The following is a 20,335-nucleotide window of genomic DNA, read 5'->3' on the forward strand; positions in this document are numbered from 1 at the left end:
ATCAGCTCATAAGATGAAGCAATGTTGACCGAACCGACAACACCCCCGACGCGAGTCAAGCGCGGCACCCTAAAGATTCTGTTGGGCGCCGCTCCCGGCGCGGGCAAAACCTGCGCCATGCTCAGCGAAGCGCACACGCTGGTCGACCAAGGCCGCGACGTTGTCGTTGGGGTAGTGGAAGACCACGGGCGCGCGTACACCAAGGCCCTGTGCGAGGGGCTGGAGATTGTTCCGAGGCGCACTGTCGAGGGCATTTCCGCGGGTGAAATGGATACCGCGGCGGTTATCCAGCGGCGCCCGGAGATCGTTCTCGTCGATGAGTTTGCTCACTCTAATCCGCGAGACGAGGTTCACGAGAAGCGGTGGGAAGACATTGAGCAGATTCTAGAGGCCGGAATAGACGTTATGTCGACTCTCAATATCCAGCATCTGGAGAGTCTTAACGACGTTATCAAGCAGATCACGGGCATCGCGCCGCAGGAAACGGTGCCGGACGAGGTAGTACGTGCTGCCGATGAGATTGAGCTTATCGACGTCTCCCCGCAGCTTCTGCGCACCCGTCTGAGCAACGGCCACGTGTACCGCGAGGCACGTATTGAGCCTGCCCTCAACAACTACTTCCGTGTGGGAAATCTTACTGCGCTGCGCGAACTAGCTTTGTTGTGGTTAGCGGATCAGGTTGATGAGGCCCTCATCACTTACCGCTTAGACCAGAAAATCACAGATACGTGGGAAGCACGTGAGCGGGTGGTTGTGGCGATTCAAAACGTGGCGCACGCAGAGACCCTCATCCGCCGCGGGCGGCGCATCGCGACAAAATCCTCGGCGGAATTGCACGTAGTTCACGTTGTTTTCGGTGATTCCTTCACCTCTCGTTCCTCCTCGGTGGGAGGATCAGCGCAACAGCTCGCCCGGCTGCAGTCCTTAGCCCAGGATGTGGGTGCACGACTGCACCAGGTTACCGGGGACAGCGTCCCGGAAGCTCTGCTCAATTTTGCCCGGAGTGTCAACGCCACCCAGCTCGTAGTGGGAGTCTCGCCGCGGCGTCGCTTCGGCGTGCACTGGCACGGTACGGTGGCGGAAACGGTGCTGCGTGAATCCGGCTCGATTGACTGTCACATCGTCAACCTTCCCCCGGAAAAACCACTTCCGCTCACACGGATGCTGCATCCTTTCCGCCCCTTCCCGCAGCGCGCCATCGCGTGGCTTAGCTCAGCGTTAGCTTTCGTCGGGCTCACTGCACTGTTGGTGCAGGCGGACGGCCAGGATTTGGGAACAGGCACCTGTTCCGCGTTCTACTTTGCGCTCATCCTGCTTGTCAGTTTGGTGGCAGGCCTGTGGCCGGCCGTAGTGGTGGCGGTGGCTTCGGGCCTAGCGGTCAACTGGTTCTTCACCGAGCCGATCCATACCTTCGATATAGCAGATCCCGCTAACGCCGTGATCGCCGTAGTCATGGTGGCTATCGCACTGGCGGTCGGCATCCTTGTGCGCCGCGCCAAGATTGAGCGTGCGAACGCAGCTATTGCTGCGCGTGATGCCGAGTTGCTCACAGTGTTTTCTCGTGCCGCCTTGAATCGTCGCGCGGATTCTTCCCCGAAAGATGCCGTGATGCGCAAGGTGGGGGAGGCATTTGGTTGCCGTAGAGCAGAGCTACTTGATGAAAACGGTGACGTTCTTGCCACCTGGCGTGCAGCGAGCCCCGTACGTACCTCAAAACATCTTCATATTCCCGAAAAGGTGCGCGATGAACGGGCGGTGGACACCGTTGTCGCGAGCGCAGATGGCACGGTTCAGCTTCGTCTCGAAGGCCCCACATTGTCTGCTCGTGACCGAGGTCTGGTCACCGTGGTAGCGGGCTATCTCGCAGGCATTGTTCGCCGCGAAAAGCTCTCTGCTGAGGCCGCGCGCGCAGATGCGATAGCCGCTGCTGACGAGTTGCGCCGAGCGCTGCTGTCTAGTGTGAGCCACGACCTGCGTACACCGCTGGCCACGGCCAAGTTGGCGGTATCCTCGTTGCGCAACGCTGACATTGAATTCACTCCCGAAGACCAGGACATGCTTTTGGCAGAAACTGCAGCGAGCATCGAGGAACTTACCGGATTGGTAACCAACTTGCTGGATTACTCCCGGCTCACAGCTGGCGCCATAACCGCCCGCCGAGACATCGTCGACGTAGCCGAAGTGGCTAATCGCGCCATTGCTTCCTGTGCCTTCGGGCATTCCCGAGAGCAAATTGGGCGCATTCACCTTGACCCTAGCGTGCGCGGAGTTACGTGTTGCGCGGATACGGCGCTCATGGAGCGCGTCTTGGCCAATCTCTTCGATAACTCCTTGCGCTATGCGCCAACCGGCGCCGTTACCTTGAGCGCCCAGACCACCATTGAACAGGTAGAACTGATCGTCGTCGATGAAGGCCCGGGCATCCCACCGGAGAAGCAGAAGGAACTGTTTCAAGCGTTTCAGCGTTTGGGTGATACCAGCAACGACAACGGTGTGGGCCTTGGCCTTTCTGTTGTCCAAGGCTTTGTAGAGGCCATGGGCGGTAGCATCGAGGTGGCTGCCACCCCGGGCGCAACCTTTATTTTGCGGTTTCCCGTCGCGGGAGGAGAACAAAAATGACGACGAAGAAAACCAGCATCGCCATTGTGGACGATGACCCCCGCCTACTTAATACGTTGAGTATTAACTTCAAGGCTCGTGGCTACGAGGTTCACCAGGCGCGTACAGGCGCAGAGGGATTACAGGTGGTGTCGCAGCAGCAGCCAGACGTTGTGATTTTGGACATGGGGCTGCCGGATATGGATGGCACCGTCGTGTTGGAAGGAATCCGCGGGTGGTCTGCGGTACCGGTCATCATCCTGACGGCGCGCTCCGATCCGCTGTTTAGCGCCGCAGCTCTCGACCGCGGCGCGGACGACTACGTGACCAAGCCCTTCTCTATGGAGGAGCTTTTGGCCCGTGTGCGAGTGGCGCTGCGGCATGGCAGCCCGCAGAGTCCCGTGAGGCGCGCTGAGGCCGCTGTGGTCCGCGCCGGGGACGTCGTGATTGACGTTCCTCGCCATTCCATCACCAAAGGCGGCGAGCCGCTGCATCTGACACCCACTGAGTGGGGCGTGCTCACTACGCTACTTCGCGCCCACGGTGGCTTGGTGCGCAAGGAGGACCTGCTCTCTGAGATCTGGGGTCCCGGCTTTGAGGGGCAGGGACACTACCTTCGCATTTACACCTCCCAGTTGAGGCGCAAGCTGGAGGATGACCCCGCCCACCCACGGTACCTGCTCACAGAATCTGGGTTGGGTTATCGTTTCGTAATCCCAGAGACGGGACAGGAGAGCGACCTAACTTAAAGGTGGCGAAAAATGAGACACAATTCTCAAAAAAGGGTACCTATTGGTCGGCAGGTAGTATAAACTCCTCGCTAACACTCAGTCGCACGAGGATGCTGAAAGACCCTCTTTCAGGCCCGTGTTCATGGAGTTTGCTCAACAAGAAGGTGCTCTCATGTCTTCAACAACCACGACAAAGACCAAGTCGACGCGCGATACATTCAACACGCGTTTTGTCTTCCTCATGGCCGCCATCGGTTCCGCCGTCGGCCTCGGTAATATTTGGCGCTTCCCGTACGTTGCCTATGACAACGGCGGTGGCGCCTTCCTCATCCCGTACATGGTGGCACTGCTCACTGCGGGTATCCCGATTCTCTGGTTCGACCTGGCCATCGGCCACCGCTTCCGTGGCTCGGCACCGCTGGCTTTCCGCAGAATCAGCAAAGCGTGGGAAGGCGTGGGGTGGTTCAAGGTGGGCGTGAACTTCTTCATTGCCATCTACTACGCGGCGATCATCGCCTGGGCCGCCCTGTACACCGTCAAGTCGGTGAACCAGGCGTGGGGAGAGGACACGGCGACCTACTTCATGAGTGACTTCCTCCAGTCGGACCCGGAGAAGACGTACTCGGGCAACGTGGTCCCGTCCATTCTCGGCGTCATGATCGTCGTGTGGATCATTTGTATCGCGACCCTCGCCACGAGCATCAACGAGGGTATCGGCAAGCTGACCTCCATCTTCCTACCTGTGCTGGCGGTCATGTTCATTGTCTTGGTCGTCCGCGCCTTCTTCCTCGACGGCGCGGCTGAGGGGCTCAACGCTTTCTTCACCCCGGATTGGTCGGTGTTGAGTAACCCCTCAGTGTGGATTGCGGCCTACGGTCAGATCTTCTTCTCCCTGTCCATCGGCTTCGGCATCATGATCACCTACGCGTCCTATCTGAAACCGCGCACTAACCTGACTAACACTGGCCTGGTGACCGCGTTCGCAAACTCCTCCTTTGAGGTTCTCGCAGGTATTGGAGTCTTTGCCACCCTGGGCTACATGGCTGCCCAGCAGGGCGTCGCAGTGGATGAGGTGGCCTCCTCCGGTATCGGTCTGGCGTTCATCGCCTTCCCGACCATTATCAACCTCATGCCCTTCGGTGGCCTCTTCGGCATCCTCTTCTTCGGTTCACTCTTCCTCGCTGGCGTGACCTCACTGATTTCCATCATGGAAGTTGTGGTCTCCGCAGTGGCCGATAAGTTCGATGTGTCCCGTCGAGTGTCTGCCATCAGCGTCGGCAGCATCATGGCAGTCGTGTCCTGCTTCCTCTTTTCCACATCGTCCGGCCTAGTCACGCTGGACATCATGGATAAGTTCACCAACAACCTGGGCATTGTCTTCGGCTCCATCTGCGCACTGGTGGTCGTGGGCTGGATTACCGGCCGCCGCAACGAGATCCAGCAGCACCTCAATGCAGTCTCTCACCTTAAGGTCGGCGGATTCTGGCAGGTCCTGGCCTTCATCGCTACCCCGCTATTGCTGGTCTACTTCCTGGTCAACGAGATCATCACCATCGCGAGGGAAGGATACGAGGGATACTCCTCCAGCCAGATTGGGCTCTTTGGGTGGGCCGTGCTGGGCATCATCCTGCTGGGCAGTTTCCTCATGCCGCTCGTGGCCTTCCGCGGCAACAAGTACCTAGACGGCATGGAGACCTCGGACTACGGTGTGCCGGTCGGCGGCCGCCCGGCCGGCACCCCGAACCCGCTTGCTGCAGGTCAGACGGCAGACACTGCCACTGCACGTGTCAGCCACAATGCTGTGCCTGTCTCGGGCGAGAAATAACCACTACTAAGAAAGGACAACGACAATGACTACAAGCGCAATCCTGCTCTTCATCCTCTTCGTCGTCGTCATCTGGGGCGGGTTGGTGGTCTCCTCCATCTGGCTGGCCCGCAGCGATGATGACACCACGGGCGAGCTCGGCACAGCTCCCGGTACTGATGACGAGGCCTTGTCCCACCGCGTCCACTAAAGCGGACTAGATCTCAACGACAGTGCGCCCGTGACGGGAGCCGGCGCGCAGCTCTTCGGCGGCTGCAGCAACATCCTTCAGCTGCACCGTCTCCGTGATGGAGCGCAGCAGGTCGAGGTCTAGGTGATCGTCGAGAAGCTGCCAGGCGGCCTCACGTACCGCACGCGGCGCATCCACGGAATTGCCACCGGCCAGGACGATTCCGCGCAAGATAAAGGGCAGTACCGAAGCCGGCAGGTCCGGGCCTGCAGCCATGCCGGTGGCGGCAACCACGCCGCCCCACCGCACCTGTGCAAGAACGTTGGCCAGGACGGTGGACCCGGCGGTGTCCACGGCGCCGTCGTACAGCGCCTTCTGCAGCGGACGGCCGGTCTCGGAGAGCGCTGCGCGGTCGAGGACGTGGTCCGCTCCCAGCGTGGTGAGGTACTCCGACTGGGAATCAACGCGGCCGGTCACCGCGGTTACCTCGTAGCCTGCGGATTTGAGAAGTTGCACCGCGATGGAGCCCACGCCACCCGTGGCGCCCGTGACGAGGATGTGACCCTCGGTCGTGCCGTGTGTGCGCAGCTGGTTGACGCAGATGGCGGCGGTGTACCCGGCCGTACCAATCGCGGCGGCGTCGCTAGCGCTGAAACGCTCCGGCACGGGGATGGTGGCCTCACCGTTGACGCGCTGCTGGGTGGTGTAGCCGCCGTGGCGGAATTCCCCCAAGCCGTCACCAAACGCGGCGACGAGTTGGCCTTGCTTCAGACGCTCATCCGTGGTCTCTTCCACGGTGCCCACGACGTCAATGCCGGGAACCAGCGGGTCAATGCGCATAACGCCCTTATTGCCCTCCAAGGCCATGGCGTCCTTGTAGTTGAGGGACGAGTACTGCACGGTAACGAGCGTATCGCCCTCTGCCAGTAGGGGTTCGTCTTGGAAGGAGTGGGATACTCCGGAATCAGTGCGTGTGACAATCAGTGTGCTCATGCGCACTATCCTACCTGTGCTGTGAAGCAGCATTTTGGCAGAAAATGATCCAGGAACTTGGCAGCAAGTGCCTTTACAGTGAGCACCATGAGCACGACAGAGCTTCGTCATCCCCGTAACCGGCTCGCGCCCGTGCCGGATCTGAACCGGCACATGCTTCGCGACGCCCTCCTCATCACCCTCCTTGCCCTCCTCACCGTGGGCCTCGCCACCCTCGGCAAACCCTTCATGGATATCCCCGGTGTCGTGGACGGTTCTGCCCATGCCGTGCGCAGGGTGAACCTGCACCTCTTCGGCGGTTTCACTACCTCCTCGGTGTGGTACGGCGCCTGGAGCGACCTCTTTGGCAACATCCTTCTCTTCATGCCTTTCGGCGCGGCCGTGTACGTCATGGGGCGTTCCCTTCGTCGGGTGCGCTGGGGCCTAGGTGGTGCCCTGCTCCTCGGTGTGGCAGTGAGCGTGGGAATCGAGAGCGCCCAGTGCGTCTTCCGCCTAGGTTTTAGCGATATCGATGATCTCCTCTACAACACGGTGGGAAGTGTTCTTGGCGCGCTGTTTATGGCGCGGCTGAGCCGTGAGAAACAGAAGCAGATTATGCACCGCTTAGGTTTCGTCCTGGGGTTAGCGGTAGTGGCACTCCTTGGTGCGATGCTGCTCTAAACCCTGCGGCGGACTAGTCCCGTACGAGTTCTGCGATATCGGCCGCGACCTGTCGCGCATAGGGCGACACACCGGTAATCGTTGCCGAACCCGGCCCAGTCCAGGTGCCATAGCCCACGGGGAAGAATCCTTCCACCGTGGGCTTTCCTTCTGCCAGCAGCCCGGTGAAGGGGCGCAAAGCGGGGCGGAAACCGGTGGCCCAGACGAGATCGCTAAATCCCTGCTCGGTGAGCTCATCGAGCGAGGTAAACATCGGCGTGGAGCTCAGCAGGCCGCTATCCCGAGCTTTGAGCACCGGCGGGACCATGACGATGTCACCCAGCTCCGATTCCGGTCCGGGATCGGGTTCGCCCTTGGCCAGCGCAAGCATGCGCTGGCGGTTGCGGCTAAAGAGCACGCGGCCATCGACGTCATCCGGCATCCACCGCGGCGGATGCGTGGTAAACCACGTGGTGTCTACGTCCTTCAAGGCAAGCTCGGCGGCGATTTGGGCCCCCGAGTTACCCGCGCCGACGACGGCGACACGCTTCGCATCGGGCTGTGCGCCAGGGAGAAACGGTGCGGGGCCGGGGTAGTTCGTGGTGTGCCACTGGCGGCCAGCAAACGCGCCGGGATAAAAGGGGATAAACGGTGCGGACCACGTGCCCGTGGCGGCGACAACGGTGCGGGCGAGAAACTCCCCGCGGTTCGTGGTGAGGCGGAAGGAGGCGGTGTCATGAAACACAGCGGTGACCTCAACCCCGTGCCGAACCGGCAGGTCGTAGCGTTCTTCATAACGTGTGAGGTAATCCACCACATGGGTAGCCGGCGGGAAACCGTCATAGTGCGGCATGGGCCAGCCGGGCAAGGTGGAGGACTCGGAATCGCTGAAGAGCGTGAGAGAGTCCCACGCGTGCTGCCAGGCGCCGCCGGGGGAGTCGTTGGCATCGAGGATGAGGAAGTCGAGCTTCTTGCGGCGCAGGTAATAGCCGGTGGCCAAGCCGGATTGGCCACCACCGACGACCACGCAATCGTAGATGTGCATTTTACTTAAATGAGTTTGCGCTCGCGGGCGGCGGAGACGGCCGCAGTGCGGGTGTCCACCCCGAGCTTCTGATAGACGTGAATGAGGTGAGTCTTGACGGTGGCCTCAGAAATGAAGAGCTGCTGCGCAATCTGTTTATTGGAACGGCCAGTCGCCAGGGATTGAAGAATCTCCAGTTCACGGGCGGACAGGGCGGTCTCCGGCTGGGCAAGACGCTCCGCCAGGAGGTTGGTCACCTCGGGCGCCAAGGTGCGCTTGCCCGCAGCGGTATCAAGCACGGCATTGTGAAGGGCTTCCTCAGGAGCATCCTTGAGTAGGTAGCCCATCGCGCCGGCTTCTACTGCGGCGAGGATATCGGCCTGGGTGTCATACGTCGTCAGGATGAGCACCGGTGGTCCATCGAGCTCACGCACGCGCCGGGTAGCGGCGATGCCATCGACATCCGGCATCTGGATATCGCAGACGACGACGTCGACCGGGGGGACGTCGTCAAGCGCCAGCTTCTCCACCGCTGAGCCATCCGAGCCTTCCAGCACCACCTCGATGTCGTGAAAGGCGTTGAGGATTGAGCGCAGCCCGGCGCGGACCACGGGGTGATCATCGATGAGCATCACGTTAACCATTGCGCTTGCTTCCTGTTGGGATTCGCACCGCGAGCGCGGTGCCGGCAGGTGAGGATTCTACCTGGACGGTGCCGCCAACGCTGCGCACACGCTGCTCGAGGCCGGTCAGGCCGAAACCACGCGGGCCATCGATTCCGTGGCCGTCGTCAACGACGTCCAAGGTGACCTCATCCGCGAATGCTCCCAGTGTGACCACCGCACGGTCGGCATCGGCATGTTTCATCACGTTGGTCAGGCCCTCGCGCGCACAGCGCAGAATAACATGGTGGAGCTCGGTGGGAACTTCACCACGTCCGGTGAGTTTGAGGCTGAACTGCGTGCGCAGCTCCAGGCCCTTCGCTTGGGCCTGGAGCTCGTCCACGAGGGCGCGCAGGCCTTCATCAATGGAGGAGGCAGGGGAGGCGAGCTCTTTAACAAAACGGCGGGCTTCCGCGAGGTTATCCCGTGCCACCTTCTCAATGAGCTGGAGCTGCGCTGTCTTTTCCTGCGCATCCGGGGTGTTCTTGGCGGCGCGGCTGAGCAGCACGATGGAGGAGAGGCCCTGAGCTACGGTGTCGTGAATCTCGCGGGAGAGGCGCTCGCGCTCCTCCAGGCGGCCGGCCTGGTGCTCGGTGGCGGCGAGTTCCTCCTGGGTTTCGCGCAGCTGCTTGGCGACGGCCGCGTGGTGCACCGCCTCCGCTTGAATCTTGCGTGCGGCATGGTAGACGAGCACGGCGAAACACGTGCCGATGAAGGGGCCGATGGCGGCAGCCGCCGTCCATGCTTGGGGATGTAGCCAGGCGGGGATGAAAGCGGCGATAGCCCACAAAATGGCGCTGGCGAGGATGCCGGGCCAGAAGGGGAGAGCATGGACAAAGACGAAGACCAGCGGAAATTCCATCCACATGAAGTCTTGGGCATGCACCATGAGGCCTATCCACAGCAGGCACAGTGCGGCGAGCCACAGCGTGGTGGGCACGGGCTTGGCGGGCTTGCGGGCGGCGTAGAGCACGAAACCGGCGTAGACCACCGCGAGGGCAATCGCGAGGCCGAAAACCCGGGCATCGAGGCGATCATCGGCCCAGGCGCGGAGCACGCCGAAGACCAGCAGGAATCCGAACATGGCGTGGAGGCCAAAGCTCCACAAGCTGTTTCGCATCATCACGCCGATCCAGCCTATCGCCTTAGCGGTTGAGGCCGAATCAACCAACTGGTTGATTGGAGGTTCAACTAGGTGCCCGATTACTTTCTCCGAGCGCATGAGCAGTATGAATACTATGTTCCTTGCATTGAGAGAGATAGTCACCGCCCGCGGTCGTTTCTTCCTGATCGGCGGCGTCGTGGCTCTTATTACGTTGTTGCTCGTTATGTTGTCCGGCCTCACCCAAGGCCTGTCTAAGCAGAATACGTCCGCCCTGGAGGCACTGGGAGAATCCACTCCGAACGTGACCTTCTCCACGGAGGACCCGTCCTTTACTGAATCGGAAATCTACGCCGAGGATGTCACCGCTGGTGCTATCCCGCTGGGCGCTACCCAGACCAAGCTTGATGGACAGGGCGGCGTAGCTGTCTTCGGCCTACCGGCTGGCACTGAGATCCCCGGTACGGACACCCTCATCCCGGACCGCGGCATGGTTCTCAGCGAGTCCATCGATGAGGAGATGAATGCTCCGTCCCAGGCCACCCTCGGCGGAGTCGACTTAGAGGTGCGCGGAGCGGTGCCGGATGAGTACTACTCCCACTCCCCGGTCGTATGGGTCGACACCGCCACTTGGCAGAAGGTCTCCCATATGCCGGAGGACATGGTGGGCGTAGCCCTACTCACTACTGAGCCAACTGATACATCCGTCCCCATGAAGAAGGCTCTGGCAGGTCTGCCGGCCTACCAATCGGAGCGCGGCTCCCTGTTGACCATGCAGGCCTTCCTCTATGGAATCTCCGCCCTGGTGACCATCGCCTTCCTCAGCATCTGGACCATCCAGCGCACCCGTGATCTGTCCATTCTCCGCGCTCTCGGCGCCAGCGTGACGTACCTGCTCAAGGACGCTATTGCACAGGCCGCCATCATTCTGGCCGCCGGTGTCGGCGCGGGCGCTCTCGTCGGCTGGCTACTCGGCCTGGCCGCCCAGGGCACCGTGCCCTTCGAGGTCTCCGTCATGACCGTTATCGTTCCGGCCCTCGGCATCTGGCTGCTCGGTATCGCCGGTGCCTTCCTCGCCACCCGCCGCGTGGCCAAGATCAACCCGCTCGACGCCCTAGGAGGCAACGCCTAATGACTACCACCGCTACTCCCGCACTGTCCCTTCGTGATGTCGTGGTCACCTACCCCGACGGCGAGTCCCGCGTCACCGCCCTCGATGGCGTGAGCCTCGACGTGAAACCCGGTGAGCTATGCGCCGTCATCGGCGAGTCCGGTTCCGGCAAGTCCACGCTACTTTCCGTAGCCGCCGGCCTTATCGAGCCGGATTCCGGCACCGTGGAGCACACCGGTTCCCGCGGCCTCATCTTCCAGCAGGCCAACCTTCTGGCTTCCCTTACCGCTCGTGAGCAGCTGCTCATCATCGACCACATGGAAGGCCGCAAGCTCCGACAGGACCGCGCTGATGAGCTGCTCAGCTTCGTGGGCTTGAAGGACTTTGGTAACCGCCGCATGAACCAACTGTCTGGTGGTCAGCGCCAGCGCGTCAACATCGCCCGCGCTCTGATGGGCCAGCCTTCCGTGTTGCTGGCTGACGAGCCCACCTCCGCCCTGGACTCCAAGCTCTCGCGGGACATCGCCAAGCTGCTGCGCGGAGTCACCGAGGACTTCGACACCGCAACACTCTTCATCACCCACGACCGTAGCCTGCTGGACTACGCCGACCGCGTTGTCGAGGTCAAAGACGGCAAGGTTTCCGCCTACTCGGAGGTTGCGGCCTAGCTCCGGCATTAATTCAAGGAACTAATTTTCCTCCTTGGCGCACGAAATAGGCGAATGCGGAGTACATTAATACTTCGATATGCTTCGACCTCGCCGCCCCCGGGTAACCCCCACCGACTATGAGCGCATGCAGCAATGGACCCCGCTGCATGCGCTCATGCTGACGATAACCATCGCTGCCTGCGGCGTCTTTATCGTTGGCGCTCGCCGCGTCAAAGGGACAAGCCGCGAAAAGTTTGTCCGGCAGATGGTGGGCTGGGCCCTGCTGGTCCTCGGTACTGCGTGGACGGTCGTATCCTTGGACCCGAAGCAGTTCGACATCCGGGAATCCCTGCCTCTGCACTTGTGCGACGTGCTGCGCCCCATCTTGGCGCTGGGCCTTATTACTGGCAATGAGCACGCGCTGACCCTGACGTATTTCTGGGGCATCATCCTCAACCCGCAGGCCATCATCACCCCGGACGTCATATATTACTTCTCTCCGCGCTGGCTGCGCTTTGCCACCTATTGGTTCTTCCACATCGTGGCCCTGGCGGTGCCGCTAGGCCTTACCTTTGGCTTGGGTTATCGCCCCACCTGGAAGGGATACCGCTTCGCCGTCAAGGTCACGCCCGTGTGGATGGCCATCGCGATGGCGGTCAACGCGAAGACCGACGGCAACTACGGCTTCCTCAACCACGCGCCGGGAAGCCCCTCCATCATCAACCTGTTCGGGCCCTGGCCCGGATACATCGCGGTGGAAACCTTCGCCGTCATGGCTGCTTGGGCCGCAATGACATGGCCGTGGGAAAACACCTCGCTGCGCCGCGGCACCACGGCCGTGGGCACTCGGGGACTGCTGCGCAAGTCCGTCGGCACCGCGTCCGGGATTCTGCGCCGAGTAACGGTACGTTTTCGTAAATAGTCTCCCAAAAACCGCGAATTTTTAGCCCTTGGGTGCGAGAACGTACCGCCGTGAAGGCTTCGGACTACGGATCGATCAAATAGGGGCTTAGATCTCTAAGTGTTTCGGACTCTATTTGATCGAAACGTACTTTTCAGCGCGCTAGCGTTCCGCATTGAGGAGCCGCGCGATGGCCTGCGGGATGGCTGCGGCGATCTGGGAGGCAGAACAGGGGGCGAGGCCGTCGGGGGTTTCGGCCGCGATGGCCGCCGCGTGCGCGTGGATGGCCCCGGCATGGAGAACCTCGGTGATGACCTCGTCGGGAGCGTCGGCAGACAGCTGGGCGATGACCGCGCCGAGGATGCCGGAGAGCACGTCGCCGGAGCCAGGGGTCGCGGCAAAAGAATGGCCGGCGTTGCAGGAATAGATCGGCTGGCCCGGAGCGGTGACGCGGGTCAGGCGGCCTTTGAGCAGGATGATGCTGTTCAATTCCTCAGCAAGCCGGTGCAGGGCGTCACCCCACGCGGCGGACGGCGCAGCTGAGAAGGCGGCCTCGTACAGGCGGGTGAACTCGCCTTCATGCGGGGTGAGGATGGTGAGCGGGTGCGCGGCCACGAGCTGGCGCAGTGAGGTGTTTGTGGCCAGGAGCGTGAGGGCGTCGGCATCGATAACGGTGGGCAGGCCTTGTGCCAGTACCTTTCGCAGTTCGGTGGCCGCCGCCGAATCGGTGCCGCGGCCGGGACCCACGACCCACGCCTGGGCGCGCCCGGAGGAGGGGACGTCTGGGTGGCAGACCAGCTCGGGGAGAAGCGAGGTAATGGTGTTGTCACCGATGAAGCGCACCATCGACGGCGTGGCACGCACCGCCGCGGTGGCGCAGAGGACGCCCGCGCCGGGATAGGTGTCGCTGCCGGCGGCCAGGGCGACGACGCCGCCGGAATACTTATCAGAGCGCGCGCCGGGCGTGGGATCTGTAATGGGACCGGTGCAGCCGACCGGCCAGGGGCGGGTTGCACGCCCACCAGGAAGATCGAGTTCACCCGGTTGCCACTCCCAGGGGGAGGAAAGGGTGGGCTCGTGGGCGATGTAGCCTGCGGGTTCGTCGAGTTCCGCGAGGGTTTCTGCGAAGGAAGGCGCGCCGGGCAGGAAGAGATCGGAAACCACGACCTGTCCGCACTCAGTGGCCAGCGCGTGGCCCAGGCGGGGAAAACCGAAGGTGACGGTGACATCTGTCTCGACGGCATCCGTGGCAGCAACGCCGCTCTCGGCGTCGATGCCGGTGGGCATGTCAACGGCCAAGACTGCGGTTCCAGTAGCGGTGGCCTGGTGGTAGAAGGACAAGGCTGCGCCGGAGAGGCCGCGGGCGGAGCCGAGGCCGGCGATGGCGTCGATAAGCAGTGCGGTGCCTGTCGGCAGAGCGGCATCGGAAGGAAGGACCGTGCCACCCGCAGCGAGGAACGCACTTCGCGCGGCCTCGTGGCAGCGCTGCGGAACCAGCGCGTGGACCGTGACGCCACGAGAAGCCAGTTCCGCACCGGCGTAGAGGCCATCGCCGCCGTTGCCGCCCGAGCCGGCCAGGATAAGCACCGCGCCGGGGCGGGCGGCCAGCATGGTTTCGGCTGCCTCCGCCACGGCCGCGGCGGCGAGCCGCATGAGCTGATCCGGCTCCGATTGCTGGGCTAGAAGCCGCTCTTCAGCAGCACGAACAGTGGTAACGGTGTAGGCAGGGCGCATAATTCACACCCTAGCGCGCGGGTTGGCAGGTGGGGCACCAGAAGAGGTTGCGGCCCTGCATGACCTTCTCCTGGATTTCCGTACCGCACACGTGGCAGGGCTGCCCGGCGCGCCGGTAGACGTAGACCTCGCCGCCGTGATCATCTTTGCGCGGCTCGCGGCCCATGGCCTCCGGGGTGTGGGCATCCCGGACGGTGTCGATGCGTCCGTGCTCCACGCCGTAGTCCATAAGTTCCACCAGGTCAGACCAGATGGCGTCGAACTCTGCGCGGTCCAGCTGGTTGCCGGGGATAAAGGGAGAGAGCTCCTGACGGAAGAGCGCCTCCGCGCGATAGATATTTCCCACACCGGCGAACAGTCCTTGGTCCATAAGCTGAGCGCCGATGCTGCGTCGTGAGGCATGGACACGGGCCCACAGAGCATTCGAGTCGGCATCCTCACGCAGAGGATCCTGCCCCACTTTCGCCACCTTGGCCTGGTACTCCTCTTCCGTGATGAGCGTGCAGAACTGCGGGCCGCGCAGGTTGGCAGCGGTGCTCCCGTTATCCAGGCGAAGCCGAATCTGGCCCCACACATCCGCCGAGGGTTCGAAGCGCAGCGAGCCAATGAGGCCCAAGTGGATGTAGATGACGTGGCGTGGATCCGCGGCGTCGAAGTGGAGAAAGAGGTGCTTGCCAAAGGCTTCGGCGAGGGTGAGGGAGGAGCCGTCGACAAGCGCGGCTTCCGTAGCGAACCTGCCTTGGGGGCTGCTCACGGCGAGTGGTGCGTCGCGGAAGTCCGCATTGAGTGTGCGGGCAAGACGGTGAATGACATGTCCCTCAGGCATGTCTCGAAGTCTACGCGGGGGCAGTGCTGCTGTAGACTTTCCGGGTACTACCCGTTGAACGGAAGGGCCTAAATATTATGGGGCGCGCACTCGGTTTTGACCGTGAAAAATACATTCAACTGCAGTCGGAGCACATTAACGCTCGACGCAAAGACATCGGCGGGAAGCTCTACCTCGAAATGGGTGGCAAGCTTTTTGATGATATGCATGCCTCCCGCGTGCTCCCCGGCTTCACCCCGGATAACAAGATTGCGATGCTGGAGCGCATCAAGGATGACGTGGAAATCCTCGTGTGCATCAATGCGAAGGACATCGAGCGCCAAAAGATCCGTGGTGACCTGGGTATTCTCTATGAAGACGACGTGCTGCGGCTTGTCGATGTCTTCCGGGACCGCGGCTTCCTTGTCAACAACATCGTCATGACCCAGCTGGAGGACGGTAACAGCCAAGCGGAGGCCTTCATTGAGCGCCTGGAGCGCCTCGGTCTCACCGTAGCTCGCCACCGCATCATCCCTGGCTACCCCTCCAACATTGACCTCATCGTCTCCGAAGACGGACTGGGCAAGAACGACTACGTGGAGACCTCCCGTGATCTCGTTGTGGTCACCGCTCCGGGGCCGGGCTCGGGCAAGCTGGCCACGGCATTGTCGCAGGTGTACCACGAAAACCTGCGTGGTGTGCAGGCGGGCTACGCCAAGTTTGAGACCTTCCCCATTTGGAATTTGCCGCTGAACCACCCGGTCAATCTGGCCTACGAGGCCGCCACGGTGGACCTCAACGATGCGAATGTCATCGACCACTTCCACCTCTCCGCCCACGGTGAGTCCACGGTGAACTACAACCGCGACGTCGAGGCTTTCCCGCTGCTCAAGTCCCTGTTGGAGTGCCTCACCGGCACGGTGCCGTACCAGTCCCCGACGGACATGGGCGTCAATATGGCGGGCTTCTGCATCACCGATGACGAGGTCTGCCGCGAGGCCTCCCGCCAGGAGATCATCCGCCGCTACTTCAAGACATTGGTGGAGGAGGCGCGCAATGGCCTGGACAACACGCAGTCCGAGCGCGCGGCAGTGATCATGGCAAAGGCCGGCATCAAGGCCACCGACCGTCCGGTCGTGGAACCGGCGCGTGCCAAGGCTGCGGAGACTGAGGGGCCGGCCTCAGCTCTGCAGCTTCACGACGGCACCATCATCACCGGCCGCACCTCCGCTCTGTTGGGTTGCTCTGCTGCGACCCTGCTCAACGCGCTGAAGCACCTAGCAGGCATCGACGATGAGTTGCACTTGCTCTCGCCGGAGTCCATCGAGCCGATTCAGACGCTCAAGACCAAGCACCTGGGTTCGCTGAACCCGCGCCTGCACACCGACGAGGTTCTCATCGCCCTGTCGGTATCGGCAGCGAAGGATGAGAACGCACGCCGAGCCCTCGACGCGCTCAAGGAGCTGGAGGGCTGTGACGTGCACACCACCACCATCCTGGGCTCTGTGGACGAGGGCATCTTCCGCAACCTCGGAGTGCTCGTGACCTCCGACCCGGTCTTCGCCCGCAAGAGCGCGCTGTACCAGAAGCGCTAAGCCCCTTGGGGGCCCTGCCCCGCATAGCCTTGCCCCGCGAGGCTATGCTGCGCATTTCCCCAGACCTGGAGCCCCATACTTGCAGGTGGGCGTCGCCAAGCGCTTGCCGACGCCTCACCGCCCACCAGGGAGTTGCGGGTCCCAGGTCTGGGGATCTGGGTTGAATCGGCGTGGAAGTGGCTCCGAGAACTGCCGCTCAGCCGCCGCGTCAAGCCCGGAAGATTGTGGCTTTGCTCTTAGCGGGGCCTAAACTTGCGGGCGTGACTATTGGCAAGATTCTCCTCTACTACTGCTTCACTCCCATCGAGGATCCCACCGCGATCATGCTGTGGCAGCGCTCCTTGTGCGAGAAACTGGGGCTCAAGGGCCGCATCCTCATCTCGGAGCACGGCATCAACGGCACCGTCGGCGGTGACATGGATGCCTGCAAGCGCTATGTGCGCGAGACCCGCGAGTACCCGGGCTTTAAAAAGATGCAGTTCAAGTGGTCCGAGGGCGGGGCGGATGACTTCCCGCGCCTGTCGGTCAAGGTCCGCGATGAAATCGTGGCCTTCGGCGCGCCGGGCGAGCTCAAGGTGGATGAGAATGGCGTCGTCGGAGGCGGCGTGCACCTCAAGCCAGAAGAGGTCAACAAGCTTGTGGAAGAACGCGGCGAGGAGGTCGTCTTCTTCGATGGGCGCAATGCCATGGAGGCCGAAATCGGCAAGTTTAAAAACGCCGTCGTCCCAGACGTAAAGACCACCCACGATTTCATCGCCGAGCTCGAATCCGGCAAGTATGACTGGATGAAGGACAAGCCGGTGGTGTCCTATTGCACCGGCGGTATTCGCTGCGAGATTCTGTCCTCGCTGATGAAGAACCGCGGTTTTAATGAGGTCTACCAAATTGACGGCGGCATTGTCCGCTACGGCGAAAAGTACGGTAACGACGGCCTGTGGGAAGGCTCGATGTATGTCTTTGACAAGCGCATGCACCACGAGTTCGGCCAAGGCCTCGACGATCCTGGCTTCATCCAGCTGGGGCACTGCGTGCACTGCGGGAAGGCGACGAACACCTTTCACAACTGCATCAACGAAGACACGTGCCGCCAGCAAGTACTCATCTGTGATGACTGCATCCAGCACATTGAAACCCAGCACTGTGGGCGTGCGGACTGCGCCGAGGTAGCGCGGGCTAGAGCTCAGGAGCCAGAAGGATCTGAATATCGTTGATTCCCCACAGCATGAAGTTGCCGGCCATCACCCAGAAGATGGCCATCCAGCCGCGCCAGCGCACATAAGACTTGAGCTTGCGCACCATAATGAGCGCGCAGCCGATTAAGCCCGCGAAGGGGATGATCAACGTGGTGGTGGAGAAGACGGTGCGCTGCGTCTTCGTGCACAGCCACGAGGCGTAGCCCGCGGGGATGCAGTCATCGGTGGAGCCAGTGAGCTTAAAAATGCCGGCAAGGATCAACGCGTAGAGTGCTGAACCGGCGAGGATGGCCACCATGAACCACACGGCTTGGCGGGTGGAGCGGCGGTTGGCTTCGGCGACGGCGAGGGGATCGGGGGCGTCGGCAAGCTCGTCGAAGCTCTGGGGTTCGGGGCGGCGCAGGTTAGCGTAGTCCGCGTCCGAGGTCAGATCGTTTTCAGGATGCTCAGCTGCCATGGTGTGCAGTCTAACGCGTGGCTCAGGCGGCAGTCTCCGGATCCGTGGGGCACACGAGAACCGGTACGCGCACATGGGGAAGAAGTTCGGTGGCGGTGCTGCCGATGAAGACGCGGGCGATGGGGCCCATCGGGGCAGAACCTAGGCAGAGGAGATCGCCCTTCTTCCACTTGAGTGAATCCACTGCGCCGGCCCAGCCATTGCCGTTGCCAATCGCTGTGGTGACCTCAAGGTCGGGGTAGTGCTTCGCAACGAGGTCATGGGCGCGGTCCAACAAGGACAAGGAATGCTCGTGCCAATTGGGGGCGTCGGTGGGGAAGGTAGGGGAGTAGTCCAGGGGGACGTCGAGAAGCCCCTCGGGTGAAAACGCCAGCACGCGCAGAGGCAAGCCGCCGCGCTGCGCCATGCAGGCGGCGTGGAGGAGTGCGGAGTCTTCGTGGCAGCCGCGGTCTGTAAAGGCAAAGTTGATGCGGGTTACGCCATGCTTGGACAGTTTGACGCTGCGGGGGCTCAACCCCAGGGGAAGCGGAGAGTAATGGAGGAGGGCATCCGCAGTGGAGCCAGAGAAGAAACGGCCCTTCGGTGCGGACTGATTCGCGCCGAGCAAGATGACATGGGCACCAAAATCTTGCGCCATCTCCTCCAGAAGCTGCGGGCGGGAGGGCCCAGCTACGAGAACGGAGACGTTCTTATCCAATTGAGATTTGTGGACGCCCGCGGCAACCAGTACGTCGCGGACAGCTTCCTCGCAGACGGCGCGCTCCTTTTTAAACCACTTCTTGTAGGAGCCGTTGAGTTTGCTCAAGGAGGTGACGGTCAGCGGCTGCGAAATGGTTGAGACAACGCGAATCTGTACCGGTGTGGACCGTGCGATCCACGCGGCAAAATCGATAGCCTCGGTGCCTGCAGAGCTAGGGCTCCACGACACGAGGATGCGGATCGGATCGAGAGGATCCTCTGAGGTTGTCTGCCCCTCCGCGGGGCGTGAAGATTTCTTAGCCATTCAGTACAAGTTTCGGGGTAGTTTTATCCATTATCGACCCCGGCGGCCATAAAAAGAAAATCTGAATATGGCCATAATCTATGGTCTATTTGCCTTCCATGATAGGGCGGTACACATCGGCCAGTTTGGATATGAGATTCACCAGGGAGTCAGCGTCCTGGATGTCCTCGGGTTCGAGCCAGCGCAGAATCTCCGCCAAAGCGGCTGCACGCTGGCGGGAGACTATGGTCAACTCGGCCTCACCGAGTTGCGTCAGAGCAACGAGGACACCACGGCGGTCCTTTTCATCGCGGTGGCGCTCCACAAAACCGTGTCGCTCCAATTGGTACAGAGCATTGGAGGCGGTGGGCATGCGAATCAACTCAGCTTGCGCGATGGTGCTCACACGGGAGGGGCCGCGCATGCGGAGCTGGTTCATGATGGACACTTGGGACGTGGTTAGGGATGTGCCCTCAGTGGTGCGCTGGAAAATCAGCATGAGCTTGTTGAGCGCGGGCTGAATTTGGCGGGCGACCTCAAGGGCATCCTCGTAAGAAACGGGGGACTCACTATTTTCTTCACTCATGGAAAATAAGTTTAGCGAGTTGCGCGTCACAATGGTAGTTAGCTTGCTGAAAAATTTAGTTTTTGCAGCGTGAACTGCCCACCGTGGGGACGGAGCCCGTAGAACAGTGAGATCGAGGGGCATAGATCGTTGTCACAGCCCCTACTAAAGTAGGTTGGGTACATTCTGCGTCGATAACAGCAAAGGAGGCAGGACAGGTGGCAGCGAATTCACCCGTGGCGTATCGCAACGAGGTCTCCTATGAATGGGAGCGCGCGCAGCATCTGCGTGACCTCCGCGCGGGACGGATGAGCCGTGAGGAGTTGTGCGACGCCGATTTCCTCCTCCGCGCCGCTGCAGAGCACCACGGCGTCGATATGCACAAGCCCTGCCCCATCTGCGAGAGCCAGATGCGGCTTACACGCTGGGTATATGGCGAGTCCTTGGGTCGCCGCGCCGGGAGCGCGCGAAGCGAGTCGGAGATAGCTGAACTCGCGGGCGAGGGGTTGGAATTTACCGTCCATACGGTGGAAGTGTGCCCGGCGTGCCGCTGGAATCATCTTCTACGAGCAGCCACGGTCTATGCTTTAGAGTAGTTT

The 20,335-nt window shown here is 61.7% G+C and carries 20 protein-coding genes; 11 read left to right on the forward strand and 9 right to left on the reverse strand.

The window, feature by feature from the left end; all coding sequences use genetic code 11:
• Window positions 1-21: 21 nt before the first annotated feature.
• From M5J09_RS07930 to metS, 4 genes are all read left to right on the forward strand, one after another.
• Entirely contained in the window at window positions 22-2,619 is a 2,598-nt protein-coding gene (locus tag M5J09_RS07930) for an ATP-binding protein (RefSeq protein WP_257157506.1), read from the forward strand.
• On the forward strand, window positions 2,616-3,347 hold the full coding sequence (locus tag M5J09_RS07935; RefSeq protein ID WP_257157507.1) for a response regulator: 732 nt from the start codon (window positions 2,616-2,618) through the stop codon (window positions 3,345-3,347). The genes M5J09_RS07930 and M5J09_RS07935 overlap by 4 nt, the downstream gene beginning before the upstream one ends.
• A 154-nt stretch (window positions 3,348-3,501) precedes the next feature.
• On the forward strand, window positions 3,502-5,154 hold the full coding sequence (locus M5J09_RS07940; RefSeq protein WP_257157508.1) for a sodium-dependent transporter: 1,653 nt from the start codon (window positions 3,502-3,504) through the stop codon (window positions 5,152-5,154).
• Window positions 5,155-5,179: 25 nt separating this feature from the next.
• The gene (metS, locus tag M5J09_RS07945) at window positions 5,180-5,344 is read left to right on the forward strand and encodes a methionine/alanine import NSS transporter subunit MetS (RefSeq protein ID WP_042532830.1); all 165 of its coding nucleotides are present in this window, start codon (window positions 5,180-5,182) and stop codon (window positions 5,342-5,344) included.
• 6 nt (window positions 5,345-5,350) lie between these two features.
• On the opposite strand, the gene M5J09_RS07950 is transcribed toward metS, so the two are convergent.
• Window positions 5,351-6,316 carry an acryloyl-CoA reductase gene (locus M5J09_RS07950; RefSeq protein WP_042532828.1) on the reverse strand — a complete coding sequence of 322 codons (966 nt, stop codon included), beginning with the start codon at window positions 6,314-6,316 and terminating at the stop codon, window positions 5,351-5,353.
• 87 nt (window positions 6,317-6,403) lie between these two features.
• Between M5J09_RS07950 and M5J09_RS07955 the strand changes: the two genes are divergently transcribed.
• On the forward strand, window positions 6,404-6,976 hold the full coding sequence (locus tag M5J09_RS07955; RefSeq protein ID WP_257157509.1) for a VanZ family protein: 573 nt from the start codon (window positions 6,404-6,406) through the stop codon (window positions 6,974-6,976).
• Window positions 6,977-6,989: 13 nt separating this feature from the next.
• Here M5J09_RS07955 and M5J09_RS07960 read toward each other — a convergent pair whose 3' ends face one another.
• Genes M5J09_RS07960 through M5J09_RS07970 form a run of 3 tightly spaced genes read right to left on the reverse strand, consistent with a single transcriptional unit; the run spans window position 6,990 to window position 9,764 of the window.
• A complete protein-coding gene (locus M5J09_RS07960; RefSeq protein WP_257157510.1) occupies window positions 6,990-8,000 on the reverse strand; it encodes an NAD(P)/FAD-dependent oxidoreductase in 1,011 nt (336 codons plus the stop codon).
• A gap of 5 nt (window positions 8,001-8,005) precedes the next feature.
• Window positions 8,006-8,623 (reverse strand): response regulator transcription factor, encoded by a 618-nt coding sequence (locus tag M5J09_RS07965; RefSeq protein WP_257157511.1) that lies wholly within the window; start codon window positions 8,621-8,623, stop codon window positions 8,006-8,008.
• Window positions 8,616-9,764 (reverse strand): sensor histidine kinase, encoded by a 1,149-nt coding sequence (locus tag M5J09_RS07970; RefSeq protein WP_257157529.1) that lies wholly within the window; start codon window positions 9,762-9,764, stop codon window positions 8,616-8,618. Before M5J09_RS07970 ends, M5J09_RS07965 begins: the two co-directional genes overlap by 8 nt.
• A 115-nt stretch (window positions 9,765-9,879) precedes the next feature.
• Between M5J09_RS07970 and M5J09_RS07975 the strand changes: the two genes are divergently transcribed.
• The 3 genes from M5J09_RS07975 to M5J09_RS07985 all read left to right on the forward strand — a co-directional run bounded on the left by M5J09_RS07975 (window position 9,880) and on the right by M5J09_RS07985 (window position 12,426).
• The gene (locus tag M5J09_RS07975; protein WP_070536958.1) at window positions 9,880-10,875 is read left to right on the forward strand and encodes an ABC transporter permease; all 996 of its coding nucleotides are present in this window, start codon (window positions 9,880-9,882) and stop codon (window positions 10,873-10,875) included.
• Window positions 10,875-11,522 carry an ABC transporter ATP-binding protein gene (locus M5J09_RS07980; protein ID WP_257157512.1) on the forward strand — a complete coding sequence of 216 codons (648 nt, stop codon included), beginning with the start codon at window positions 10,875-10,877 and terminating at the stop codon, window positions 11,520-11,522. Before M5J09_RS07975 ends, M5J09_RS07980 begins: the two co-directional genes overlap by 1 nt.
• A gap of 79 nt (window positions 11,523-11,601) precedes the next feature.
• The gene (locus M5J09_RS07985; RefSeq protein WP_257157513.1) at window positions 11,602-12,426 is read left to right on the forward strand and encodes a TIGR02206 family membrane protein; all 825 of its coding nucleotides are present in this window, start codon (window positions 11,602-11,604) and stop codon (window positions 12,424-12,426) included.
• 141 nt (window positions 12,427-12,567) lie between these two features.
• On the opposite strand, the gene M5J09_RS07990 is transcribed toward M5J09_RS07985, so the two are convergent.
• Window positions 12,568-14,139 (reverse strand): bifunctional ADP-dependent NAD(P)H-hydrate dehydratase/NAD(P)H-hydrate epimerase, encoded by a 1,572-nt coding sequence (locus tag M5J09_RS07990; protein ID WP_257157514.1) that lies wholly within the window; start codon window positions 14,137-14,139, stop codon window positions 12,568-12,570.
• A gap of 10 nt (window positions 14,140-14,149) precedes the next feature.
• Complete coding sequence (locus M5J09_RS07995) at window positions 14,150-14,965, reverse strand: Fpg/Nei family DNA glycosylase (RefSeq protein WP_257157515.1); 816 nt, start codon at window positions 14,963-14,965, stop codon at window positions 14,150-14,152.
• Between the two features lie 77 nt (window positions 14,966-15,042).
• Between M5J09_RS07995 and M5J09_RS08000 the strand changes: the two genes are divergently transcribed.
• Window positions 15,043-16,539: a DUF1846 domain-containing protein gene (locus M5J09_RS08000; RefSeq protein ID WP_257157516.1), complete on the forward strand. Its 1,497-nt coding sequence runs from the start codon at window positions 15,043-15,045 to the stop codon at window positions 16,537-16,539.
• Between the two features lie 260 nt (window positions 16,540-16,799).
• On the forward strand, window positions 16,800-17,750 hold the full coding sequence (locus tag M5J09_RS08005) for a rhodanese-related sulfurtransferase (protein WP_257157517.1): 951 nt from the start codon (window positions 16,800-16,802) through the stop codon (window positions 17,748-17,750).
• On the opposite strand, the gene M5J09_RS08010 is transcribed toward M5J09_RS08005, so the two are convergent.
• The 3 genes from M5J09_RS08010 to M5J09_RS08020 all read right to left on the reverse strand — a co-directional run bounded on the left by M5J09_RS08010 (window position 17,713) and on the right by M5J09_RS08020 (window position 19,757).
• On the reverse strand, window positions 17,713-18,189 hold the full coding sequence (locus M5J09_RS08010; RefSeq protein WP_257157518.1) for a hypothetical protein: 477 nt from the start codon (window positions 18,187-18,189) through the stop codon (window positions 17,713-17,715). The two genes, M5J09_RS08005 and M5J09_RS08010, sit on opposite strands and share 38 nt — an antisense overlap.
• Before the next feature lie 22 nt (window positions 18,190-18,211).
• Window positions 18,212-19,192, reverse strand: a complete 981-nt coding sequence (locus M5J09_RS08015) for a universal stress protein (protein ID WP_257157519.1) — start codon at window positions 19,190-19,192, stop codon at window positions 18,212-18,214.
• Between the two features lie 85 nt (window positions 19,193-19,277).
• Complete coding sequence (locus tag M5J09_RS08020) at window positions 19,278-19,757, reverse strand: MarR family winged helix-turn-helix transcriptional regulator (RefSeq protein ID WP_042532799.1); 480 nt, start codon at window positions 19,755-19,757, stop codon at window positions 19,278-19,280.
• A gap of 197 nt (window positions 19,758-19,954) precedes the next feature.
• Here M5J09_RS08020 and M5J09_RS08025 point away from each other — a divergent pair, with 197 nt between their 5' ends.
• Window positions 19,955-20,332 carry a DUF5318 family protein gene (locus M5J09_RS08025; RefSeq protein ID WP_236683985.1) on the forward strand — a complete coding sequence of 126 codons (378 nt, stop codon included), beginning with the start codon at window positions 19,955-19,957 and terminating at the stop codon, window positions 20,330-20,332.
• The last annotated feature ends 3 nt before the right edge of the window (window positions 20,333-20,335 follow it).

This window comes from Corynebacterium sp. BF-R-2, assembly GCF_024586525.1.
Lineage (GTDB): Bacteria > Actinomycetota > Actinomycetes > Mycobacteriales > Mycobacteriaceae > Corynebacterium > Corynebacterium singulare.

What these genes read in the sequence shown, in the direction of transcription:
- M5J09_RS07970 (WP_257157529.1), bottom strand. Translation starts at nt 9,764, where the DNA reads ATGATGCGAAACAGCTTGTGGAGCTTTGGCCTCCACGCCATGTTCGGA.
- M5J09_RS07955 (WP_257157509.1), top strand. Translation starts at nt 6,404, where the DNA reads ATGAGCACGACAGAGCTTCGTCATCCCCGTAACCGGCTCGCGCCCGTG.
- M5J09_RS08020 (WP_042532799.1), bottom strand. Translation starts at nt 19,757, where the DNA reads ATGAGTGAAGAAAATAGTGAGTCCCCCGTTTCTTACGAGGATGCCCTT.
- M5J09_RS07975 (WP_070536958.1), top strand. Translation starts at nt 9,880, where the DNA reads ATGTTCCTTGCATTGAGAGAGATAGTCACCGCCCGCGGTCGTTTCTTC.
- M5J09_RS07990 (WP_257157514.1), bottom strand. Translation starts at nt 14,139, where the DNA reads ATGCGCCCTGCCTACACCGTTACCACTGTTCGTGCTGCTGAAGAGCGG.
- M5J09_RS07935 (WP_257157507.1), top strand. Translation starts at nt 2,616, where the DNA reads ATGACGACGAAGAAAACCAGCATCGCCATTGTGGACGATGACCCCCGC.
- M5J09_RS07980 (WP_257157512.1), top strand. Translation starts at nt 10,875, where the DNA reads ATGACTACCACCGCTACTCCCGCACTGTCCCTTCGTGATGTCGTGGTC.
- metS (WP_042532830.1), top strand. Translation starts at nt 5,180, where the DNA reads ATGACTACAAGCGCAATCCTGCTCTTCATCCTCTTCGTCGTCGTCATC.
- M5J09_RS07960 (WP_257157510.1), bottom strand. Translation starts at nt 8,000, where the DNA reads ATGCACATCTACGATTGCGTGGTCGTCGGTGGTGGCCAATCCGGCTTG.
- M5J09_RS07950 (WP_042532828.1), bottom strand. Translation starts at nt 6,316, where the DNA reads ATGAGCACACTGATTGTCACACGCACTGATTCCGGAGTATCCCACTCC.
- M5J09_RS08000 (WP_257157516.1), top strand. Translation starts at nt 15,043, where the DNA reads ATGGGGCGCGCACTCGGTTTTGACCGTGAAAAATACATTCAACTGCAG.
- M5J09_RS07995 (WP_257157515.1), bottom strand. Translation starts at nt 14,965, where the DNA reads ATGCCTGAGGGACATGTCATTCACCGTCTTGCCCGCACACTCAATGCG.
- M5J09_RS07985 (WP_257157513.1), top strand. Translation starts at nt 11,602, where the DNA reads ATGCTTCGACCTCGCCGCCCCCGGGTAACCCCCACCGACTATGAGCGC.
- M5J09_RS08015 (WP_257157519.1), bottom strand. Translation starts at nt 19,192, where the DNA reads ATGGCTAAGAAATCTTCACGCCCCGCGGAGGGGCAGACAACCTCAGAG.
- M5J09_RS07940 (WP_257157508.1), top strand. Translation starts at nt 3,502, where the DNA reads ATGTCTTCAACAACCACGACAAAGACCAAGTCGACGCGCGATACATTC.
- M5J09_RS08010 (WP_257157518.1), bottom strand. Translation starts at nt 18,189, where the DNA reads ATGGCAGCTGAGCATCCTGAAAACGATCTGACCTCGGACGCGGACTAC.
- M5J09_RS07930 (WP_257157506.1), top strand. Translation starts at nt 22, where the DNA reads ATGTTGACCGAACCGACAACACCCCCGACGCGAGTCAAGCGCGGCACC.
- M5J09_RS07965 (WP_257157511.1), bottom strand. Translation starts at nt 8,623, where the DNA reads ATGGTTAACGTGATGCTCATCGATGATCACCCCGTGGTCCGCGCCGGG.